The organism is Rhodococcus sp. IEGM 27, assembly GCF_033142305.1.
GTDB lineage: Bacteria > Actinomycetota > Actinomycetes > Mycobacteriales > Mycobacteriaceae > Rhodococcus_F > Rhodococcus_F oxybenzonivorans.
Genome location: NZ_JAWLSG010000019.1, coordinates 24,573 through 42,527, shown reverse-complemented (window position 1 = coordinate 42,527; position 17,955 = coordinate 24,573). Strand labels below are relative to the sequence as shown.

At 69.1% G+C, this 17,955-nt stretch carries 14 protein-coding genes; 6 read left to right on the top strand and 8 right to left on the bottom strand.

Features of this window, described 5'->3' with window-relative positions; all coding sequences use genetic code 11:
- The 5 genes from R4P95_RS31930 to R4P95_RS31910 form a co-directional block, all read left to right on the top strand.
- Positions 1 to 2,517, top strand: a 2,517-nt coding sequence (locus R4P95_RS31930; RefSeq protein WP_317753893.1) for an SDR family NAD(P)-dependent oxidoreductase, incomplete at its 5' end; no start/stop codon positions are given.
- Complete coding sequence (locus R4P95_RS31925; RefSeq protein WP_317747770.1) at positions 2,514 to 4,526, top strand: beta-ketoacyl synthase; 2,013 nt, start codon at positions 2,514 to 2,516, stop codon at positions 4,524 to 4,526. The genes R4P95_RS31930 and R4P95_RS31925, both read left to right, overlap by 4 nt.
- Positions 4,523 to 6,091 (top strand): PfaD family polyunsaturated fatty acid/polyketide biosynthesis protein, encoded by a 1,569-nt coding sequence (locus R4P95_RS31920; RefSeq protein WP_317747769.1) that lies wholly within the window; start codon positions 4,523 to 4,525, stop codon positions 6,089 to 6,091. Before R4P95_RS31925 ends, R4P95_RS31920 begins: the two co-directional genes overlap by 4 nt.
- Positions 6,088 to 7,530: a pyridoxal phosphate-dependent decarboxylase family protein gene (locus R4P95_RS31915; RefSeq protein WP_317747768.1), complete on the top strand. Its 1,443-nt coding sequence runs from the start codon at positions 6,088 to 6,090 to the stop codon at positions 7,528 to 7,530. The genes R4P95_RS31920 and R4P95_RS31915 overlap by 4 nt, the downstream gene beginning before the upstream one ends.
- Positions 7,527 to 8,174: a hypothetical protein gene (locus R4P95_RS31910; RefSeq protein ID WP_317747767.1), complete on the top strand. Its 648-nt coding sequence runs from the start codon at positions 7,527 to 7,529 to the stop codon at positions 8,172 to 8,174. The genes R4P95_RS31915 and R4P95_RS31910 overlap by 4 nt, the downstream gene beginning before the upstream one ends.
- A gap of 67 nt (positions 8,175 to 8,241) precedes the next feature.
- On the opposite strand, the gene R4P95_RS31905 is transcribed toward R4P95_RS31910, so the two are convergent.
- The 5 genes from R4P95_RS31905 to R4P95_RS31885 are packed head-to-tail and all read right to left on the bottom strand — an operon-like array spanning position 8,242 to position 13,469.
- Entirely contained in the window at positions 8,242 to 9,075 is an 834-nt protein-coding gene (locus R4P95_RS31905) for a carbohydrate ABC transporter permease (RefSeq protein ID WP_317747766.1), read from the bottom strand.
- On the bottom strand, positions 9,065 to 10,024 hold the full coding sequence (locus tag R4P95_RS31900) for a sugar ABC transporter permease (protein WP_317747765.1): 960 nt from the start codon (positions 10,022 to 10,024) through the stop codon (positions 9,065 to 9,067). Before R4P95_RS31900 ends, R4P95_RS31905 begins: the two co-directional genes overlap by 11 nt.
- A gap of 10 nt (positions 10,025 to 10,034) precedes the next feature.
- Positions 10,035 to 10,916, bottom strand: coding sequence for a metallophosphoesterase (locus tag R4P95_RS31895; RefSeq protein ID WP_317747764.1), 882 nt, complete (start codon positions 10,914 to 10,916; stop codon positions 10,035 to 10,037).
- A complete protein-coding gene (locus tag R4P95_RS31890; protein ID WP_317747763.1) occupies positions 10,913 to 12,289 on the bottom strand; it encodes an ABC transporter substrate-binding protein in 1,377 nt (458 codons plus the stop codon). Before R4P95_RS31890 ends, R4P95_RS31895 begins: the two co-directional genes overlap by 4 nt.
- Before the next feature lie 49 nt (positions 12,290 to 12,338).
- The gene (locus R4P95_RS31885) at positions 12,339 to 13,469 is read right to left on the bottom strand and encodes an ABC transporter ATP-binding protein (protein ID WP_317747762.1); all 1,131 of its coding nucleotides are present in this window, start codon (positions 13,467 to 13,469) and stop codon (positions 12,339 to 12,341) included.
- 255 nt (positions 13,470 to 13,724) lie between these two features.
- Between R4P95_RS31885 and R4P95_RS31880 the strand changes: the two genes are divergently transcribed.
- Entirely contained in the window at positions 13,725 to 15,146 is a 1,422-nt protein-coding gene (locus R4P95_RS31880; protein WP_317747761.1) for an MFS transporter, read from the top strand.
- Here R4P95_RS31880 and R4P95_RS31875 read toward each other — a convergent pair.
- The 3 genes from R4P95_RS31875 to R4P95_RS31865 are packed head-to-tail and all read right to left on the bottom strand — an operon-like array spanning position 15,101 to position 17,736.
- A complete protein-coding gene (locus tag R4P95_RS31875; RefSeq protein ID WP_317747760.1) occupies positions 15,101 to 15,994 on the bottom strand; it encodes an alpha/beta fold hydrolase in 894 nt (297 codons plus the stop codon). The two genes, R4P95_RS31880 and R4P95_RS31875, sit on opposite strands and share 46 nt — an antisense overlap.
- Complete coding sequence (locus tag R4P95_RS31870; RefSeq protein WP_317747759.1) at positions 15,994 to 16,539, bottom strand: YiiD C-terminal domain-containing protein; 546 nt, start codon at positions 16,537 to 16,539, stop codon at positions 15,994 to 15,996. The genes R4P95_RS31875 and R4P95_RS31870 overlap by 1 nt, the downstream gene beginning before the upstream one ends.
- Positions 16,540 to 16,578: 39 nt before the next feature.
- On the bottom strand, positions 16,579 to 17,736 hold the full coding sequence (locus R4P95_RS31865; protein WP_317747758.1) for an acyl-CoA dehydrogenase family protein: 1,158 nt from the start codon (positions 17,734 to 17,736) through the stop codon (positions 16,579 to 16,581).
- Positions 17,737 to 17,955 lie beyond the last annotated feature (219 nt).

Below are 17,955 nucleotides of genomic sequence, written 5' to 3'. Positions count from 1 at the left end.
GCGGTGCAGGAGCGGTTCCCGCACCTGCCGAGCTTGGGCCCGGAGCAACTCGGCACGCTGCGCACCCTGGACCAGATCGTCGAGATCCTCGCCGAGGGGAGTGATGTCCACCCAAAAGCTGAGGCCGTGGCCACCGCGCCGCGGCATCTCGTCGAGCTCGTCGCCCTGCCCCCGATCGACCACCAGGTCAACACCTTCGGCGACCACCCCCACGCGGTGATCATCGAACTCGGTCCCGACCAGGCACACAGTGACGGCGCCGCCCTCGCCGACGCCCTCAGCACCGACCACTGGTCGGTCCGCCGAATCCACCTCACCGGCACCCTCGACGACATCGACACCACCCTGACCGGCACTCTCGACGAGCCCACCGATCTGTGCGTCGTCACCGTCGGCCACACGCTGGACTGGTCCGAGGCGACCCGCGCACTCGGGGCCACGATCCTCGCCGCCAAACACACCCACCCCGCCCTCGTGAACACCGCACGCACGGGCACGCGGGCCGCGTTCGTCACCGTCACCCGGATCGACGGCGCCCTCGGCTTCGTCGGCGACGGCGACCCGGTCGGCGCACTGGCCGGCGGGGTCGGCGGCGTCGTGAAGACCCTCGGCGTCGAGCACCCGGAACTGTTCAGCCGCGCCCTCGACATCCACCCTGCCCTCGACGGGGACCGCTTCACCGCGGCGGTCCTCGCCGAACTCCACGACAGTGCCGCCGACACCCCCGAGGTCGGGGTCGGCGAACTCGGCGACCGGCAGACCCTCGTCCCCGGTCTCCACGCCCGCTCCACCGAACAGACCAGCGTGCGCCTCGACACCCCCGCCCCGGTCACCGCCCTGACCGCCGACGACGTGGTCCTCGTTACCGGCGGCGCCCGCGGCGTCACCGCCCTGTGCGTCCGGGATCTCGCCCGCCACTGCGACGCCCGCTTCATCCTGCTCGGCCGCACCGAACTGGTTCCCGAACCGCAGTGGGCGCACGGCATCGAAGACCAGGATCTGCGCCGGGCGGCGATCGCCGGACTCACCGGCACCGCCACCACCCCACGGGAGATCGCCCGCACCTGCGCGGCGATCACCGCGAACCGCGAAATCCAGGACACCCTGACAGTGTTGGGGGAGCGCGGCCGCTACATCGCCGCCGATGTCACCGACACCGCGGCCATCGAGGTTGCGCTCGGCGCCGACCGCAACCAGATCACCGTCCTGGTGCATGGAGCCGGTGTCCTCGCCGACGCCCTGATCGCGAAGAAGACCGCCGGCGAGATCGCCCGGGTGCTCGACCCCAAGATCGGCGGCCTCGCCGCGGTCCTCGACGCCCTCGGTGACTCGCCGCAGCTTCGGCACCTGGTGTTCTTCACCTCCGTCGCCGGGCTGTACGGAAACTCCGGTCAGGCGGACTACGCGGCGGCCAACGAGGCCCTCGGCCGCTTCGCCGCCACCTGGAAACACCGACATCCCGACCATCATGTGACGGCCATCGACTGGGGCGCCTGGGACGGTGGCATGGTCACGCCGGAACTGCGCGGATACTTCCGCGACCGCGGCATCACCCTGCTCGACCCCGATGTCGGCGCCCGCGCCTTCACCGAACAGTTCACCGCCCCACGCCGCGACGACGTCGTCATCTTGATCGGGGAGGCCGAATCGCTGGCCACCGGCGAACCGACGCGCCGACCCGATACGCTCGTCCGCCGCAGCCTGCGGGATCTGCCCGCGCACCGCATCATCGCCGCACACCGCATCGGCGACCACACCGTGCTGCCCGCAACATTCGGGCTCGGTGCGATGATCAACGTCGTCGAGCGAGCCCACCCCGGGCTGTGTGTCACCACGGTCCGCGACTTCCGCGTCCACAAGGGCATCGTCTTCGACCACCCGATCACCGATGTGTCGATCGACACCACGCACACCGCCGACACCGAACCCGTGCGCGTGCACGTCCAGGTCTTCGGGACCGACAATGACAAACGGGTACCGCACTACGCGGCCACCTTCGAACTGTCCGCCACCCCGGACTCGGCACCGGTGGTGCCGGTGACCTGGCCGGCCACCGGGGCGGACGCCGAGATCCTCTACCGCGGCGCCACCCAATTCCACGGCCCACCGTTGCAGGGCATGCGGCGCATCCTGCGTGATGACGCCGACGCCCTCGTCCTCGAATGCGCCCTGTCCGGTGCGCCGGTCGCGCTCGGCGCGTTCACCGGGATCCTGCACAATCCCGTCCTCGCCGACGTGATCCTGCAGGGACCACCGGTGGCCGGTCACCGGGCACTCGGATCGGCCTGCCTGCCCCTGGGCATCGGCCGCATCGACTACTACGACGCCCTGCCCGACGACGAACCCTTCGTCCTGATCGTCGACAACGCCCGCCCCGGGCCGGTGGACGCATTGGTCGATGCGTGCGCGGTCACCGCGAACGGCACCGTCCTGCAACGGTTCACCGACGTCACCGTCGTCACCACCCCCGACCTGTCCGAGAAGTTCCGTGAATCAGTGAGGCAGTGGAGCGCATGAACCCCGTGCCGACAACCACCCCCGACGTCCTCTCCTTCGACGGCGCCGCGTTCAACCCGGTCCCGATCACCCCAACCATCACCCCGACGACGACCATCCCCGCAACCGTGCCGAGCACACCGGTCCGCGCACTCCCGGCCACCGCGGCGACCCCGCTGGCCGAGGTCCGCGCCGGGCTCGTCGCGGCCCACCGCGCCGCCCTCGCCGCACAGACCGCGGTGCAAAGACGCCTGCTCCGCGACGCACGCACCACCACCACCAGGGAAGCCTTCACCGCCGCCGGCCTTTCCGCCGCCCGCCCGGTCGTCGCCGTGACCGCGGCCCCGGAGGGGGCGTTCAAACCCCCCGCCCGCACCGACATCGACCGCCTCGACGCCGCCGCACTCGACCTGCTCACCCGCGGGCAGGTCCCCGCCGTGTTCGGGCCCGCCTATCGGCAACTCGGCGCCAATCCCGACGTCCGCCTCGCCGGCGGCTCCCCGCTGGTCCTCCGCAGTGTCAGCGAAATCGGTTTGCGCGACGGCGCACTCGGTCTCGGACGCCTGCGCGCCCGCTATACCGGCAACCCCGCGGCGGCCGCCGTTCAAGCCGGGGAGGTCTTCGCCCTCTATGCCGGGCTGCACCTGTGTTTCGCCGACGCGTACCTCGACGGCGCCGCCTTCGCCACCGCGGCGACCGATGCATCGACCGAATCCGAACTGGAGCTGATCGTCACCGACATCGACCTCGTCCCACGCCCGCACCTGACCGCCGAAGTCCTGTGCGGCGGATCCAGTGTGCCGGTGTCGGTCACCGTCACCGAAAACACCGGCACCGTCATCGGTCCCGGCGCCGGCGGCACCCTCGACACCTGGACCGGTCGGGTGACCGCATCCGGAGACAAGGCGCTGCTCAACGAATTCCACATGGCGCATCTGGCCCGCGGCGATCAGGGCATCGCACTCGGACCGGAATTCGCCCACTACACCGGGATCCGGGCCACCCGCGTCCCCACCGGAGGGCTTCTACTCGTCGACCGCATCACCAACTTCGGTGGCACCCGCGGCACCCTCGACCAACAGCTCACCTACCGCAGCGAATACGACTCACCCGCCGACTCCTGGTACTACGCCGACAGTGCGAACGAATCCATGCCGCACTTCGTGTACATGGAAACCTCGCTGCAGGCCGCCCTGCTGATGGGGTACTACCTCGGTCCCACCCTGACTGAACCTCACACCACCCAAAGCCTGCGCAACCTCGGCGGCACCGCCACCGTGCTGCGCCGAGTCGACCTGCGCGACAAGACCATCACCCAGACCTCCCGGCTGCTGTCGACCACCCTGCTGCCCGGGTCCTCGCTGCAAAGCTTCGACTACACCCTTTCCGTCGACGGCGAACCGTTCTACCAGGGCGAGACCATGTTCGGCTATTTCAGCGATCAAGCACTGTCCAACCAGACCGGACTCGACGCCGGCGGCCACCGACCCACCTGGCTGGCCGATCACCCCGGCCAGGGGAGCACCCGCCGCATCGACCTCGACGCCCGCCGCCGTAACCCGGACGACCGGTTGTGCAACCGACGCGCCCTGGCCCTGCTGGACTGGATCGACGTCGTCGAGGGCGGGGGAGCGTTCGGCAACGGCTACCTGCATGCCCTGCGCCGCATCGACCCGCAGGACTGGTTCTTCTCCCGCCACTTCCACCTCGACCCCGTCATCCCCGGATCGCTCGGGGTGGAATCGGTGATCCAGGCCCTGCAGGAGTGGGCCGCCGACACCGGCTTGGCGGATGATTTGGCCGACCCGGTGTTCTCCATCCCCGCGAACATCGCCTTCAGCTGGAAATATCGCGGGCAGTTCCTGCCGTCCGACGGTACCTGCGAGCTCGAGGTCCACATCAAGACGGTGACCCACTCGGCCACCGGGGTCGTGGTCACCGCCGACGCGTCGCTGTGGAAGCCCGGGCTGCGGATCTACGAACTCGAAGACATCGCCATCGAACTGACCGAGCGGAAGGCCCCGGCATGACCGTTCCCTCCGTGACCGCACCGGCCCGCGACCTCACGCAGGTACGCGCAACCCTGTCGGACCTGACCACACCGTGCTGGGTGGTCCGCGGTCCCGACGGCATCGATATCACCGCCGATGCCGGGCTCGCCGCCCGCACCGAGGTGCTCACCGCGGTCGGCCCACTGCCGCCCCACCGGCTCGGCGATCACACCTTCGGTGCATTCCACGGCGTCAGCTACGCCTACGCGGCAGGGGCCATGGCCAACGGTATCGCCTCCCCGGCCATGGTGACGGCGCTGGCGCGGGCCGGCTACCTCGCCTCCTACGGCGCCGCGGGAGTGGTCCCGGCGCGTGTGGACGCCGCCCTCTCCGAACTCGCCGCCACCCTGGGGGAACTGCCGTACGCCTGCAACCTTATTCACAGTCCGAGTGAACCCGCCCTCGAACGTGCCATCGTCGACGCGTGCCTGCGTCACGGGGTGTGCTGCGTCGAGGCCTCGGCGTTCATGGACCTGAGCCCGGAGATCGTCCGGTACCGGCTGTCCGGTCTGTCGACCGCCCCGGACGGCCGGGTGATCCGGGCGCACCGGGTCATCGCCAAGGTCTCCCGGGTCGAGGTCGCCGAACTCTTCCTCCGACCGGCACCGGCGGCACTGGTGCGGCGGCTTCTCGACCGCGGCGATATCACCGCGGAGCAGGCACGGCTCGGTCAAGTGGTGCCGATGGCCGACGACATCACCGCCGAGGCCGACTCCGGCGGGCACACCGATCGGCGGCCCCTGATGGTGCTGCTACCCGACCTCATCGCGGCACGTGACCGCATCCGCCGGGACCTGCCCGAGCTCGGTGAGGTGCGCATCGGGGCCGCGGGCGGGATCGGGACACCGGCCGCCGCCGCGGCCGCGTTCGCCCTGGGGGCCGCGTATGTCGTCACCGGCTCGATCAACCAGGCCACCGTCGAGGCCGATCAATCCGAGGCGACCAAAACCCTGCTCGCCGGGGCCGGTGTCGCCGACTGCACGATGGCCCCGTCGTCGGACATGTTCGAACTCGGCGTCCAGGTCCAGGTTCTTCGCCGCGGCACGATGTTCGCCACCCGCGCACACCGTCTCTACGACACCTACCGGGAGTACGCGGGCATCGACGCGATCCCCGCCGCGCGGCGCGACGACCTCGAATCGGCGGTGTTCCGCCGACCCCTCACCGAGGTGTGGGACGAGTGCGTCACCTACTTCACCGAGCGCGACCCGGCGCAACTCGCCGGCGCCGCCGACGACCCGAAACGCAAGATGGCCCTGATCTTCCGGTGGTACCTCGGACTGTCCTCGGGGTGGAGCATCCGCGGCGAGAATGAGCGGACCGCCGATTACCAGATCTGGTGCGGGCCGGCGATGGGCGCCTTCAACAACTGGGTCGCCGGTACCCACCTGGCCGCCCCCGCCCACCGCCGGGTCGCCGATATCGCCCACCACATTCTCGAAGGCGCCGCCTACCTCACCCGTGTGGGCCAGCTCCGCGCCGCGGGCGTGCGGCTGCCGGCCGAGATCGCCCGCTACGTCCCCGCACCCCGGGAGGAGAGGTGACCGCCACCGGCGAGGCGACTGCCGACCTGCTCCACACGATCAGCGACTACAGCGCGAGCTACCTGACGGATCCGCGCACCGAGCGCACCGGCTCCGCGGTGGACCGGAGCGAGCTGCGCCGCCGACTCGCCGCGCCGCTGCCCCGGACCGGCAACGACGCGGAAACCGTGCTCAATGCGCTGATCGCACACGGCGAACCGGGGCTCCTGCACTCGGGGGCACCGACCTTCCTCGGCTTCGTGATGGGCGGCGCCTATCCGGTGGCCATCGCGACCGAATGGCTGACCTCGGTGTGGGATCAGTGCGGAGCGCTGTACGCCACCAGCCCGACGGCGTCGGTCGTCGAGGAAGCGGTCTCCCGCTGGCTGATCACCCTGTTCGGGCTGCCCTCCCACACGTCGGTCGGCATCACCACCGGCTGCGCGATGGCGAATCTCACCGGCCTGGCCGCCGCCCGCCACCACGTGCTCGCCGGTCAGGGCTGGGACGTCGAACGCGACGGCCTGATCGGTGCCCCGGCGCCGTCGATCCTGGTCTCCCGCGGATGCCACGTCACCGTGCACCGGGCGCTGCGGCTGCTGGGCCTGGCCGGCCAGGTCAGACCCGTCGACACCGACGATCAGGGCCGCATGTGCGTGCATGCGCTCGAGGCGGAGCTGTATCGGGTGAGGGGGCCGCTGATCGTCTGCGGGCAGGTCGGCAATGTCGACTCCGGTGCAATCGACCCTCTCGCCGACATCTGCGACCTCACCCACGACCGCGGCGGCTGGGTCCACCTGGACGCGGCCTTCGGCATGTGGGCGGCCGCGAGCCCACCATTGAGGAACCGGGTCACCGGTATCGAACGTGCTGACTCCTGGGCCACCGACGGCCACAAATGGCTCAACGTGCCCTACGACTGCGGCATCGCGTTCTGCGCGCACCCGGGCGCGCACCGCGCGGCGCTGCGCACCAGCGCCGACTACCTCACACCCGCACCCGACGGCGGTCGTGATCCGGTCGACTTCACCCCCGACATGTCCCGCCGTGCCCGCAGCCTCGTCCTGTGGGCAACCCTGCGCCACCTGGGAACCGACGGCGTCACCGAGCTGATCGAACGATGCTGCGCCCTCGCCCGCCGCCTGGCCGCGGGACTGGCCGCCGTCAGCGGCGTCACCGTCGTCAACGACATCGTCCTCAACCAGGTCCTCGTCGCCTTCACCCCCACCGCCGACACCACCGAGGCGGCCCATCTCGAGCTCCTCGTGTCCGTCCTTCAACGCGGCCCGGTGGGGTGGGCGAGCCCGACCACCTGGCGAGGCCGACCGTGCCTGCGACTGTCGGTCTGCAACTGGCAGAGCACCTCCGCCCATATCGACGCCTGCATCGACGCGATCGTCTCCGCACACCGGACCGCGGGCGCGCCGGCGCGGATCACCACCATCGAGGAGCTGGTATGACCCTGTCCGATGCGTCGGCGACCGTCCCCGTCGTCACCGCAGACCCCGATCTCGCCGCCGTGGTCGACACCCTCGTCACCGCGTTTCGGGACGACCCGATCATCGAATGGGCGATCCCACCGAACACCCTCGGCCGCGACTATCACCTGGCCGCGTTCTTCGCGTCTACGACCGAATTCCTTTTGAACCACGGCGGGATCGTCGCCGCACCGCACGACTACTCGGCCGTGCTGGTGTGGTCACCGCCGGGTGAACCAGCCGTGTCCGATGTCGAGAACCGGGTCTTCCTCGACCGGCTCACCGCATCCACCGGCGCGTGCGGGCCCCGGGTCCGCACCTTGATGGAGGCACTCGACGCGCACCACCCCGTCGACCTGCCGCCGCACTGCCACGTCATGTTCGCCGCCGTGCGGCCCGAGCACCGCGGCACGGGTGTGCGGGCGGCACTGACCGACGCGCTGCGCGCGATGCGACTGCACGACGGCGTCGGGGTCTACGCCGAAGCGTCCAGCACCCGCAACCTGCGGCTGTGGGAGCGCCTCGGCGGCCAGCGCGTCGGAGCGGAAATCGTCCTCCCGGATGGCGGTCCGTCGCTGTACCCGATCTTCTTCGGTCGGCCACCCGAGCCGACCGACGCACCTTGAAACCCCTTGTATTACGTGGAGCCGGCGCCCGAATCGGGGGGCGCCGGCTCCGTGGTATTCCGAGATCCTATTTCAGACCGGATCGGACGAACGCGTTGACGATGTGCCGCTGCAGCACGACGTAGAGCGCGAACACCGGTAGGCATGCCAGAGATGCGACTGCCATCATCGGCCCCCAGTCGTTGCCCTCGGTTCCCATGAAACTCCTCAGCCCCAACTGCACGACGGCGTTGCTGCGCTGCAGGACCACCGCGGGCCAGAAGTATTCGTTCCAGGCATTGATGAACAGCAGGATAGACAGCGCCGCCAGTGCGGGACGCAGATTCGGTACCACGACGGTCCACAGGATCGACCACGAGGACCGTCCGTCCATCTTCGCTGCCGCGACCAGTTCCTTCGGGAAGCTGTCCATGTGCTGGCGGAGCATCAGGACACCCAGCGCGGAGCATAGCGTCGGCACGATCACCCCGGCAAGGTTGTTGATCAGCCCCAGCTGGTAGAGCAGCACATAGTTGGGAAGCATCGTGACCTGAAAGGGCACCAACCAGGTCCCGACGAACGCGAGATACAACAGCCGCTGGAAGCGGAACGAATACATCGCGAACGCGTACGAGGCGAGCAGAGCCACGAGGAGCTGACCCGTCGCCGAGACCGCCGATACGGCGAACGTATTGGCGAGCAGTCCGATCACGTCGACCTTCTCGGTCGCGTCCACATAATTGCCCAACGACAGCGGCCATGGAACGGGGGAGAGGGAGCCGACGTCGTCGGGCCGTCGCAGCGACGTCGCGAGCAGCCAGTAGATGGGAAATATGCACACAACTGCGACGGCGAGGAGGACTGCATGTCCCCGCGCCCGCCGCCACAACGGCTCGGAAACGGGTGACTCGCTAGTCGTCATGGAACGAGATCCTTTCCGAGAGCCATACGAGAACACCCGCGATGAGACCGAAACCGACGAACAGCAACACTCCGGCGGCCGCGCTGAGCCCGGCGTCGAAGCTGTGGAACCCGTAGTCCCACAACAGGTAATAGATGTTGGTCGTCGCCTGCGACGGTCCACCCTGGGTGAGAGTGTCGATCAGCGGAAACGTCCACTGGGCGCTGAGCAACACCGTCATCAGGGCAAGGAACACCAGGGTGGGGGAGAGCAGCGGCAAGGTGATCCACCAATCGATCTGGCGTCGGGAGGCACCGTCTACCTGCGCCGCTTCGGCATAGTTGCCACTGACGCCGGCCATCCCGGCCGAGACCACCAGCACCGCGAACCCCATGAAGTGCCAGCCCGTGATGAGCACGATCACCCATGGGGCCGTGGCTGCTTCGCGGATCCAGTTGGTATCCGACCCCAAGACCCGGTTGATCACCCCTGCACCGGGATCGAGCAGCCATTGCCACACGGCCGCGCTCGCGACCGGGGCGACCAGGAACGGCGCGAAGACCAGGCTCTGGTAGACCGCGCGGAAGCGCCCGCGGACGCCGCGGGTCGCGAACGCGACCACCACCGGGAGCACCAGGGTGAACGGCAGCAGACCGACGATGAGGACGACGGTCCGCCAGACCGAGTCCCCGAAGGCCGGCAGCTCGAGCAGCCGCCGGTAATTGTCGGCGCCCACGGGAACCATCGGGGTCGTGGGGAGCAGATTCCAGGAGTACGTCGACAGCTGGGCAGCCTGGAGCAGGGGCCGGTAGGTCCACACGATCAACAGCGCGACCGCAGGCGTGAGATACAGGTAGGGAGCGCCCGCCCGCATCACTCTCCGGAGAGGGTGGACACGGGCGGCCGGAACGACCGCCGGCGACGGGGAAGGCACTGGCGCGTCGGTGAGCTCCGGTACGGCAACGAACACGATCGCCTCCTCAGCGCGTCCCGAGCGCGAGCGCGCGCAACCGGTCGAGCATGTCCTGCTCGGGAATGTCGTAGACCACCTCGGCCGGGGTCGCCTCCACCGCGGTGGCCACTACGGTGTCGCCGAGGACGTCGATGCGGGTAAATCCATACCCGGCGTGGCCGCGGTGCCGACCGACCGGGGCCAGCGGGTCGACCCGGTACGACAGTGCCGGACCCACCCATACCGGAATCCCCGCCACCGCACCGGCACCGGTCACATGTGCGTGCCCGCAGAGGATCATCCGGACGTCGGATCCCGCCACGACCGCCGCGAGCCGGTCCGGCTCGTGCAGCCGCAGGGAGTTCACCGTCGTCACCGGCGACGGAATCGGCGGATGGTGCAGCACGAGGAGCGCGCCGCGCGCGCTCGGCCGGGACAGTACGCCTCTGAGCCAGTCCAGTTGGGTGTCGGTCAGCCAGCCCTCGTGCCGGCCGGGGGTGGTGCTGTCGAGCACGACAATCCGCAGTCCGTGTACCTCGTGCACGGCGTCGTGCGGTGCGGTCAGACCACCAGCATCCTTGGCGCCGCGTCCGCACAGTTCGGTGCCGAACGCGGCCCGCTCGTCGTGATTGCCCATGGTGTAGACGATGCGGGCACCGAGGGACGCCGCCGCCGGCTCGACGACCGCACGCAGCCGCCGATAGGCCTCCGGCGCTCCGTTGTCGGTGAGATCGCCCGACAGGACCAGCGCGTCGACCCGTCGACCGGATCCGACGATCCGGTCGAGGGTGCGCCGCAGCGCGTCGAGGGTGTCCACGGCGCCGTGGACGAGCGCTCCTGCGGCGGTGATGTGGGTGTCGGTCAGTTGGACGATCGTCAGATCACCTGACGGGCGTGCGGCGGTGCTCATTCGGCGGGCAGAAGCGCGGAGGCCTGCTTCTGGGCGGCGTCGAGGGTGGATTTCGGGTCGGCGTCCTGGTAGACGACCGCCTCGACGGCATCCATCATGCCGTCCCGGATCTGCAGATAGTTGCTGCCGGGCATGGAAATCCACGGCTCCATCGACTTCAGCTGAGCGAGGTTGGGAGTCACGAGCGGATTCTTCTGCGCCCAGTCCGCCAGCCCGGCCGGGTCGTCGACGAGTCCGGTGCGCAGCGGCAGGTAGCCGATTCCCTGCGCGATCTTCGTGTACGCCGCTTCACTGGTGAGGAATTTGATCAGTTCCCACGACGCCCGCTGCTTCGCGGGGTCCGAGGCGAACGTGAACAGGGAGGCGCCGGAGTTGGTCGGCACCGTGGTCTTGCCGGCGAAGGCAGGCATCGTGGTCGCGCGCAGGTCCCACTTGTCCTTGGCGCCCTTGACGAATGTGCCCTGGATCGCGCTGGTCTCGAGGATCATCCCGATATCTCCGCGGGCGAAGGCCTCATAGCCCTGCTGCTGGCTGAGCTTCGGTGTGGCACCGGACTGCACCAGGTTCTGCGCCATCTCCGCGACCTGTACCGCGGGGTCGTCGGCGAAGGTCAGCGTGGACCGGTCCTCGGAGATCACCTGCCCACCATTCGAGCGGACGAGGCTCTGGAAGCACCAGTCCTTCGCGGTCTTGGTCAGGCAGTCCAGGTACACCCCGCCCTTGCCGGTCTTCGAGGTGATGGCCGCCGCGGCGGCCGCGACCTCGTCCCACGTGGTCGGTGGTGCCGCGGGGTCGAGGCCGGCCTGCTCGAACAGTGTTGCGTTGTAATAGAACACGGGGGTGGAGAAGACGAAGGGCACGCCGTAGGTGGAGCCTTCCCAGTCACCCAGGGTGCGCGCGGTCGGGGCGTACGGGTGCTTCGCGCCGTCGAAGTTCTTCTGCACGGCGTCCTTACCGACGAGGTCGTCGAGCGAATGGGCGCCGAGCTGGTGGATCGTGAAGTCCAGGTCGCTGAATCCCAGCTGGGCTACGTCCGGGGGTGATCCGGCGACCGTCTGGCTCTGGATACTCGAGATCGTGTCGGTGGCCGGGTTCGGGCTGTTGCCCTGCGGCTTCTGCGCCGTGACGTGGATGTTCGGATTCTGTTCGGTGAAGTCGGCGATGAGGGCGTTGAAGGTGTCGGTCCACGCTCCCGCCATGCCGTAGTTGTAGCTTTCGAACACGATCGACACGTTCTGGTCCGGGCCGAGTTCCGGGACCGGACCGGAACCGCTCGCCGCTGAGTCCGTGGTGGTGGTGCCGAGTCCGCCGCAGGCGGTCAGGACCAACGCGCTGGTCACCAGCGCGCCCAGCCCGGGCAGGGTTTTCTTCACTGTGGTTCTCCTGTTGTTCGTGTGCGGGGTTCGTGAACTCTGCCGGTGCTCATGCCACCGACAGCGGGGCATCGCGTGGCGATGCCCCGTGCCGGTGGGGAACGTGCCAGACCAGCCGGCGGCCGGTCCCGGAGTCGAAGAGCTGAATGTCGGCGGGATCGACACTCAGTGCGGCGGCGTCGCCGACCTGGGCGGGAACCGGGCGCGGGCCGCGGACGCGAATGACGGTGCCGCCCACGGTGACGTGCAGGATCTCTTCGCTGCCCAGGTTCTCCGATGCGGTGACGAGACCACGGAGTTGGGCATCGGCGGCGTTCAGCCGGATGTGTTCCGGCCGGATGCCCGCGGTCACCTTCTGTGGTCCGGTCGCCGAGCCGGGAGACAGCCCGAGGGGTGCGTCGACGCCGTCGGCGACGAGGTGGAGTTCCCCAGCCCGGTCGATCACTGTTGCGTCGAACAGGTTCATCGGTGGCGCGCCGAGGAAGGCGGCGACGAACGTCGACCGCGGGGTGTCGTACAGCTCGGTCGGTGTTCCGACCTGCTCGATCCGCCCATTGTTCAGTAGTGCGATTCGTGTCGCCATCGTCATCGCCTCGACCTGGTCGTGGGTGACGTAGAGGAACGTCGATCTCAACCGGTGGTGTAGGTCGATGAGCTCGGTGCGGGTCGCGCTGCGCAACGCGGCATCGAGATTCGACAGCGGCTCGTCCATGAGGAAGGCCCCCGGGTCGCGGACCATCGCCCGGGCCAGCGCCACGCGCTGACGCTGCCCGCCGGACAGGGCTCCCGGCCGCCGGTCGAGGTGCTCGTCCAGGCCGAGGGTTGTCGCCACTGCGGTGACCTTCTCGCGGATCTGTTGTCGCGAGCGGCCTCGGGCGCGCAAGGGGAAGCCGATGTTCTTCGCGACGGTCAGGTGCGGATACAGGGCATAACTCTGAAAGACCATCGCCACATCCCGCTGCCGCGGCGCCGTCGCGGTGATATCCCGGTCGTCGAGCAGGATCCGTCCCGCCGACAGCGACTCGAGACCGGCGATCATCCGCAGCAGCGTCGACTTGCCGCACCCGCTCGGCCCGAGCAGGACCAAGAATTCACCGTCCGCGATGTCCAGGTTCACCTCCTGCACGACGGGGGTCGTGCCGAACCGTTTCGACACCCCGTCGAGTCTTATCCGTGCCACTCGCGTCTCCTCACATCCGTCGTCGTTCTGGCGAAACGACAACAGCTGCCAGTGACTGCCCGGTAAACGACGCGCGGCCAGCGCATGTCGACCCGCACCCGCGGTGACGGCGGCCTGCCACAATAGGAGAACATCACAGGTGCGATCGACAGTCGCAATCACCCGCATTCCGGAGGCGATAGCCTACTTCTATCGCGCAGACCGAAAAGCAGTGCCTATGAGCATGTTTGACGACCCAGATCGTAGCCTGATTCGGTGACTTCGCATCCAGACACCGGCCCCCGCTCGATGCTGCTGCTCCTCGGGATCTGCGCGATGACGTTCGTCGTCTACCTCGATACCAGCATCACCCCCGTTGCACTGCCGGACATCGTCGGCGACGTGGGCGGCGGCGGCACCGCCGCCCAGTGGATCCTCGACGCCTACACCCTCGCCTTCGCATGCCTGCTCCTGACCGGCGGCGTGCTCGGCGACCGGCTCGGCGCCCGCCGGGTCCTGCTCACCGGCACCCTCGTATTCACCGTCGCCTCGATCGTCTGCGCCGCCGCACCGAGCATCGGTGTGCTGGTCGCCGCCCGCGCACTCCAAGGAGTCGCCGCCGCAGCCCTCGTCCCGCTCTCTGTCGCGGCACTGAGCACGCACATCCGGCAGCCGCGCGCCCGCGCCCGCGCCATCGGCCTGTGGGGTGGCACCGCGGGCGTCGCGCTCGCGGTCGGGCCGCTGCTCGGGGGACTACTCGTCACGGCATTGAGCTGGCGCGCCCTGTTCTGGATCAACATTCCGATCTGCCTTCTCGGATGGTGGTGCCTGCGGGCGGCGCTGCAGCCGGGGCGAACGGCCTCCGACCGCCGGATGGACCTGCCCGGGCAGGTTTTGTTCGTTGCCGCCGGCTGCGGGGCGACGCTTGCGCTGATCGAGGGCCCGCACCGCGGCTGGAGTTCCCCGTTCATCCTCGGCTGCGCCGCCGCCGCGGTGATTGCGGTCGCCGCGTTCGCGGTCTGGGAGAACCGGACCGCGACACCGCTGTTGCCGCAGGGGTTGCTGCGGATTCCCCAGGTCGCTGTCGCCTGCTCGGTCAACTTCCTCGGACTGTTCGGGTTGTACGGGGTGCTGTTCGTGCTGACGCTGTACTTTCAGCGCGATCTCGGGCTCTCCCCACTGGACACCGGATTGCGGTTCCTTCCGCTCTTCGGCTTGCTCGGGATCGCCTCCCTGCTCGCGGCGAGCGTTGCCCGCAGACTCGGCACCCGGCGGACCATGCTGACCGGACTCGCCCTCATCGGCACCGGTCTCGTCGGGCTCGTCACCATCGATTTCTCGGCGCCGCCCGCCGTCTACCTCGTTGCCCTCGGCCTGCTGGGAGCCGGGATCCCGCTCTCCGGTGGTGTCGTGGCCGTCGCGGCCATGGCGAGCGCCGTACCCGCCACCGCCATGGGCGCTGCATCGGCCGCGATGAACACCTTCCGCCAGTTCGGTGCCGTCTTCGGTGTCGCGGTGGCGGCATTGCTCTCCCCGCCGTCCCAGGCCACCGCGGTCACCCACCTGTCGGCCACCTTCCTCGTCGCGGCCACGGGCGCAGCGCTCGGCGCGATCCTCACCGTCCGCACGCTGCGCCCGAAACCGACTGCCACTCAGTCGAAAACGGTGTTCTCGTCGATCCACTCCGCGACCCGCTGAGCCACCACCGGCGAATCCTTCAACCACTCGAAGTGATCACGGTGCACCACCGGAGAATCACCCTCGACATGCCACTGGGTTACCGGCGCCGCCCGCAGCCGGGCCACCAGGAAGTCGACATTGGACTTCGGCCCGAGCCGGTCGTCTTCGAGGGAGACCGCCAGAACCGGCACCGTCATCTCTCCAAGTAACCGGTCGTACTCGACCGACGAGCCGTTCGGGCGGTACCGGCTGGTCAGGGAATGCTTCGACCAGTCGATCATCACCCCACCCGCCATCGCACCGGGAATCAATACACCGCCCGGCCAGTAACCCTTCACCCGGGACACCAGACCGATCCACTGGATACTGGTCAAGGCCTCCGCCCAGCGGCGGGGACCGAACGCCCGCCAGAACACCGTCCCTGTACCGATGACCGTGACACTGGTCGCGGTGGTCGGCCGGGCGGCCGCGAACAGCAACGCCAACTGCCCACCGAGGCTGTGCCCGAACAGATGCAACGGTGCGTGCGGAAACCGCTGCCGCAACGCCGCGACGATCGCGGGCAGGTCGACCTCGAGCATCTCGCGGTACCCGAAGTCCTTCCCCTCGCGCAGCGCCGGCCGACTCTCGCCCTGTGCGCGCAGATCACTGACCGCCACCGACAGCCCCTGCGCGTGGAAAGCCTTGGCCAGTGCCAGGTAGTGCCTGGCCTTCATCGCCATCGCCGGCAGGATCAGCACCAGCGGCGCATCCGGGCGAGCCGACGGCAGCACCCGCACCCGGAACGTCACCCCGTCGGGGGTACTCACCGCCACCGACTCGAGGGTGGAGTATTCCGAGGGTGGCCGCGTCGGAGACGTCGTCATCACGAGTCCTTGTCGTTCGGGGCGGGGAACACGGTGTCGACCACATAGTCGAAGGTGAACTTCGCGACCACCACGTCGGCGTCGTCGAACAGCAGCGCCTTGCCGGACAGTTCGAACCGCTCATCACGGTCGGCGGCCAAGATCGTGCGCAACTCGCGTTCGTCGACCGTCGCGACCGCGCGAATCCGACCCAGCGCCGGCTTGCGGTACGAGGCGCCCGCGCCGCGCAACACCAACCGTGCGATGGTATCGAGGCGTGCGGCGGCCGCGCCCACGAACGCGGCGGCACCGGCGATGTCGGCCGCGGTGAACAGTGCCCCCGCATGCACGGTGCCCATGTGGTTGGTCACGTCCGAGGTCGCGGGGATCTCCACAACCGCTCGGTCCGGTCCGAGCTCGGTGATGGTGGTGCCGGCTGTGGTGCCGAACGGCACCATGCCGTCCGACACCGCGCGCAGGTGCTCGTAGTCGACGGCGGTGGGGTCCAGGGCGCCGTACACGGCAGCGAAGCCGGTACGGGCCCGATCATCGGTGTGAGTGCTCACGAAAAACTCCTCATGTCGTAGTTAGGGCGGATGTCGGGGTCAACGGACCGAGCGCAGGACCCGCCGGGCGATCGACCAGCGCAGCACCTCCGACGGTCCCTCGTAGATGCGGAAGGCGCGGGCCTCGACCAGGAATCGGGCGACGAGGTGGTCCTCGCACACACCGAGCCCGCCGTGCAGCTGCACCGCGCGGTCGAGGATCCGCCAGACCGCCTCGGACACGAATGTTTTCGCGATCGATGCGTGGTGGCGCGCTGCCGACGAGGCCGGCCCCTGCTCGTCGATCGACTCCGCTGCGGTGCGGATCAGGCCTCGTGCGGCGGCGATGTCGATCTCGCTGTCGGCGACCAACCCCTGGGCCATCCCGTGCTCGGCGATCGGCCCCCCGAACGCCCACCGGCCGGTGATGTGCCGGGCCGCCATCTCGTGAGCGCGGACCGCCAGACCGAGCCAGTTCATGCAGAACACCAACCGCGACGGGGCCAGGCGCACCTGTGCGTACTCCATGCCCAGTCCCACCTCGCCGAGCACGGCGTCCCCGGTAACCGCACAGTCGACGAAGTCGACCTCACAGTGCCCACCCGGAACGCTGTGATCGAGGGTGGGCATCCGGCGCCCGACCCGCAAACCCGGATTGTCCTGATCGACCAGAAACATCGTCGGCCCATCCGCGGTGGCGGCGACACAGATCGTGAAACCGGCACCGTCGGCGCCGGTCGTGAAGTGTTTCGCCCCGTTGATCACCCATCCGGAGCCGGTCCGTTCGGCAACGGTACGGAGAAGCGACGGATCCGAACCGGCCCCGGGGGCGGGTTCGGTCATCGCAATCGACGACCGGATATCCCCCGACGCGAGCGGCGCCAGATAGCGTTCCTTCTGCTCGGGTGTGCCGGCATGCGCAAGCAAATGGATGTTGCCGTCGTCGGGCGCCGACCCGTTCACCGACAGCGGTCCCAGCAGACTGGCGCCCGCCGCCTCCAGCACACGGGCCTGCGCCCTCGTGTCGAGACCGAGCCCGCCGTAGCGTACGTCGGACAGCGGACCGAACACCCCGGCGTCCTTAGCCTTCTTTTGCAGGTCCAGGCGCAGCGCGTCGTCGACGACGCGCCCATGGGCCACGACTTCGTACTCCACCGGGATGACGGTGTCGCGAATGAAGTCCGAGGTTCTTGCGACCAGCGGTTCGAGTGCAGTCATGAATCGGTGTCACTTCCATGTCGGTGCGAATATTCCGGTCCTCGATGGCCAGTCTCACGCGGGGCGCTTACCCGGCAGAGCCGTGATAGGGAACGCCGATCGCCCGAGTCGATTTCCCGTCCACACCAAGCGGCCCGTCCACCCGTGGGTGAGGCTGGACGGGCAGAAGATCGGAACCGACTCGTCCGCGTCCGGCGGATCCGCCTCCCCAGAAGGAGT

Coding starts and splice junctions, on each gene's coding strand:
- R4P95_RS31925 (WP_317747770.1), top strand. CDS start 2,514: ATGAACCCCGTGCCGACAACCACCCCCGACGTCCTCTCCTTCGACGGC.
- R4P95_RS31920 (WP_317747769.1), top strand. CDS start 4,523: ATGACCGTTCCCTCCGTGACCGCACCGGCCCGCGACCTCACGCAGGTA.
- R4P95_RS31910 (WP_317747767.1), top strand. CDS start 7,527: ATGACCCTGTCCGATGCGTCGGCGACCGTCCCCGTCGTCACCGCAGAC.
- R4P95_RS31905 (WP_317747766.1), bottom strand. CDS start 9,075: ATGACGACTAGCGAGTCACCCGTTTCCGAGCCGTTGTGGCGGCGGGCG.
- R4P95_RS31895 (WP_317747764.1), bottom strand. CDS start 10,916: ATGAGCACCGCCGCACGCCCGTCAGGTGATCTGACGATCGTCCAACTG.
- R4P95_RS31875 (WP_317747760.1), bottom strand. CDS start 15,994: ATGACGACGTCTCCGACGCGGCCACCCTCGGAATACTCCACCCTCGAG.
- R4P95_RS31865 (WP_317747758.1), bottom strand. CDS start 17,736: ATGACTGCACTCGAACCGCTGGTCGCAAGAACCTCGGACTTCATTCGC.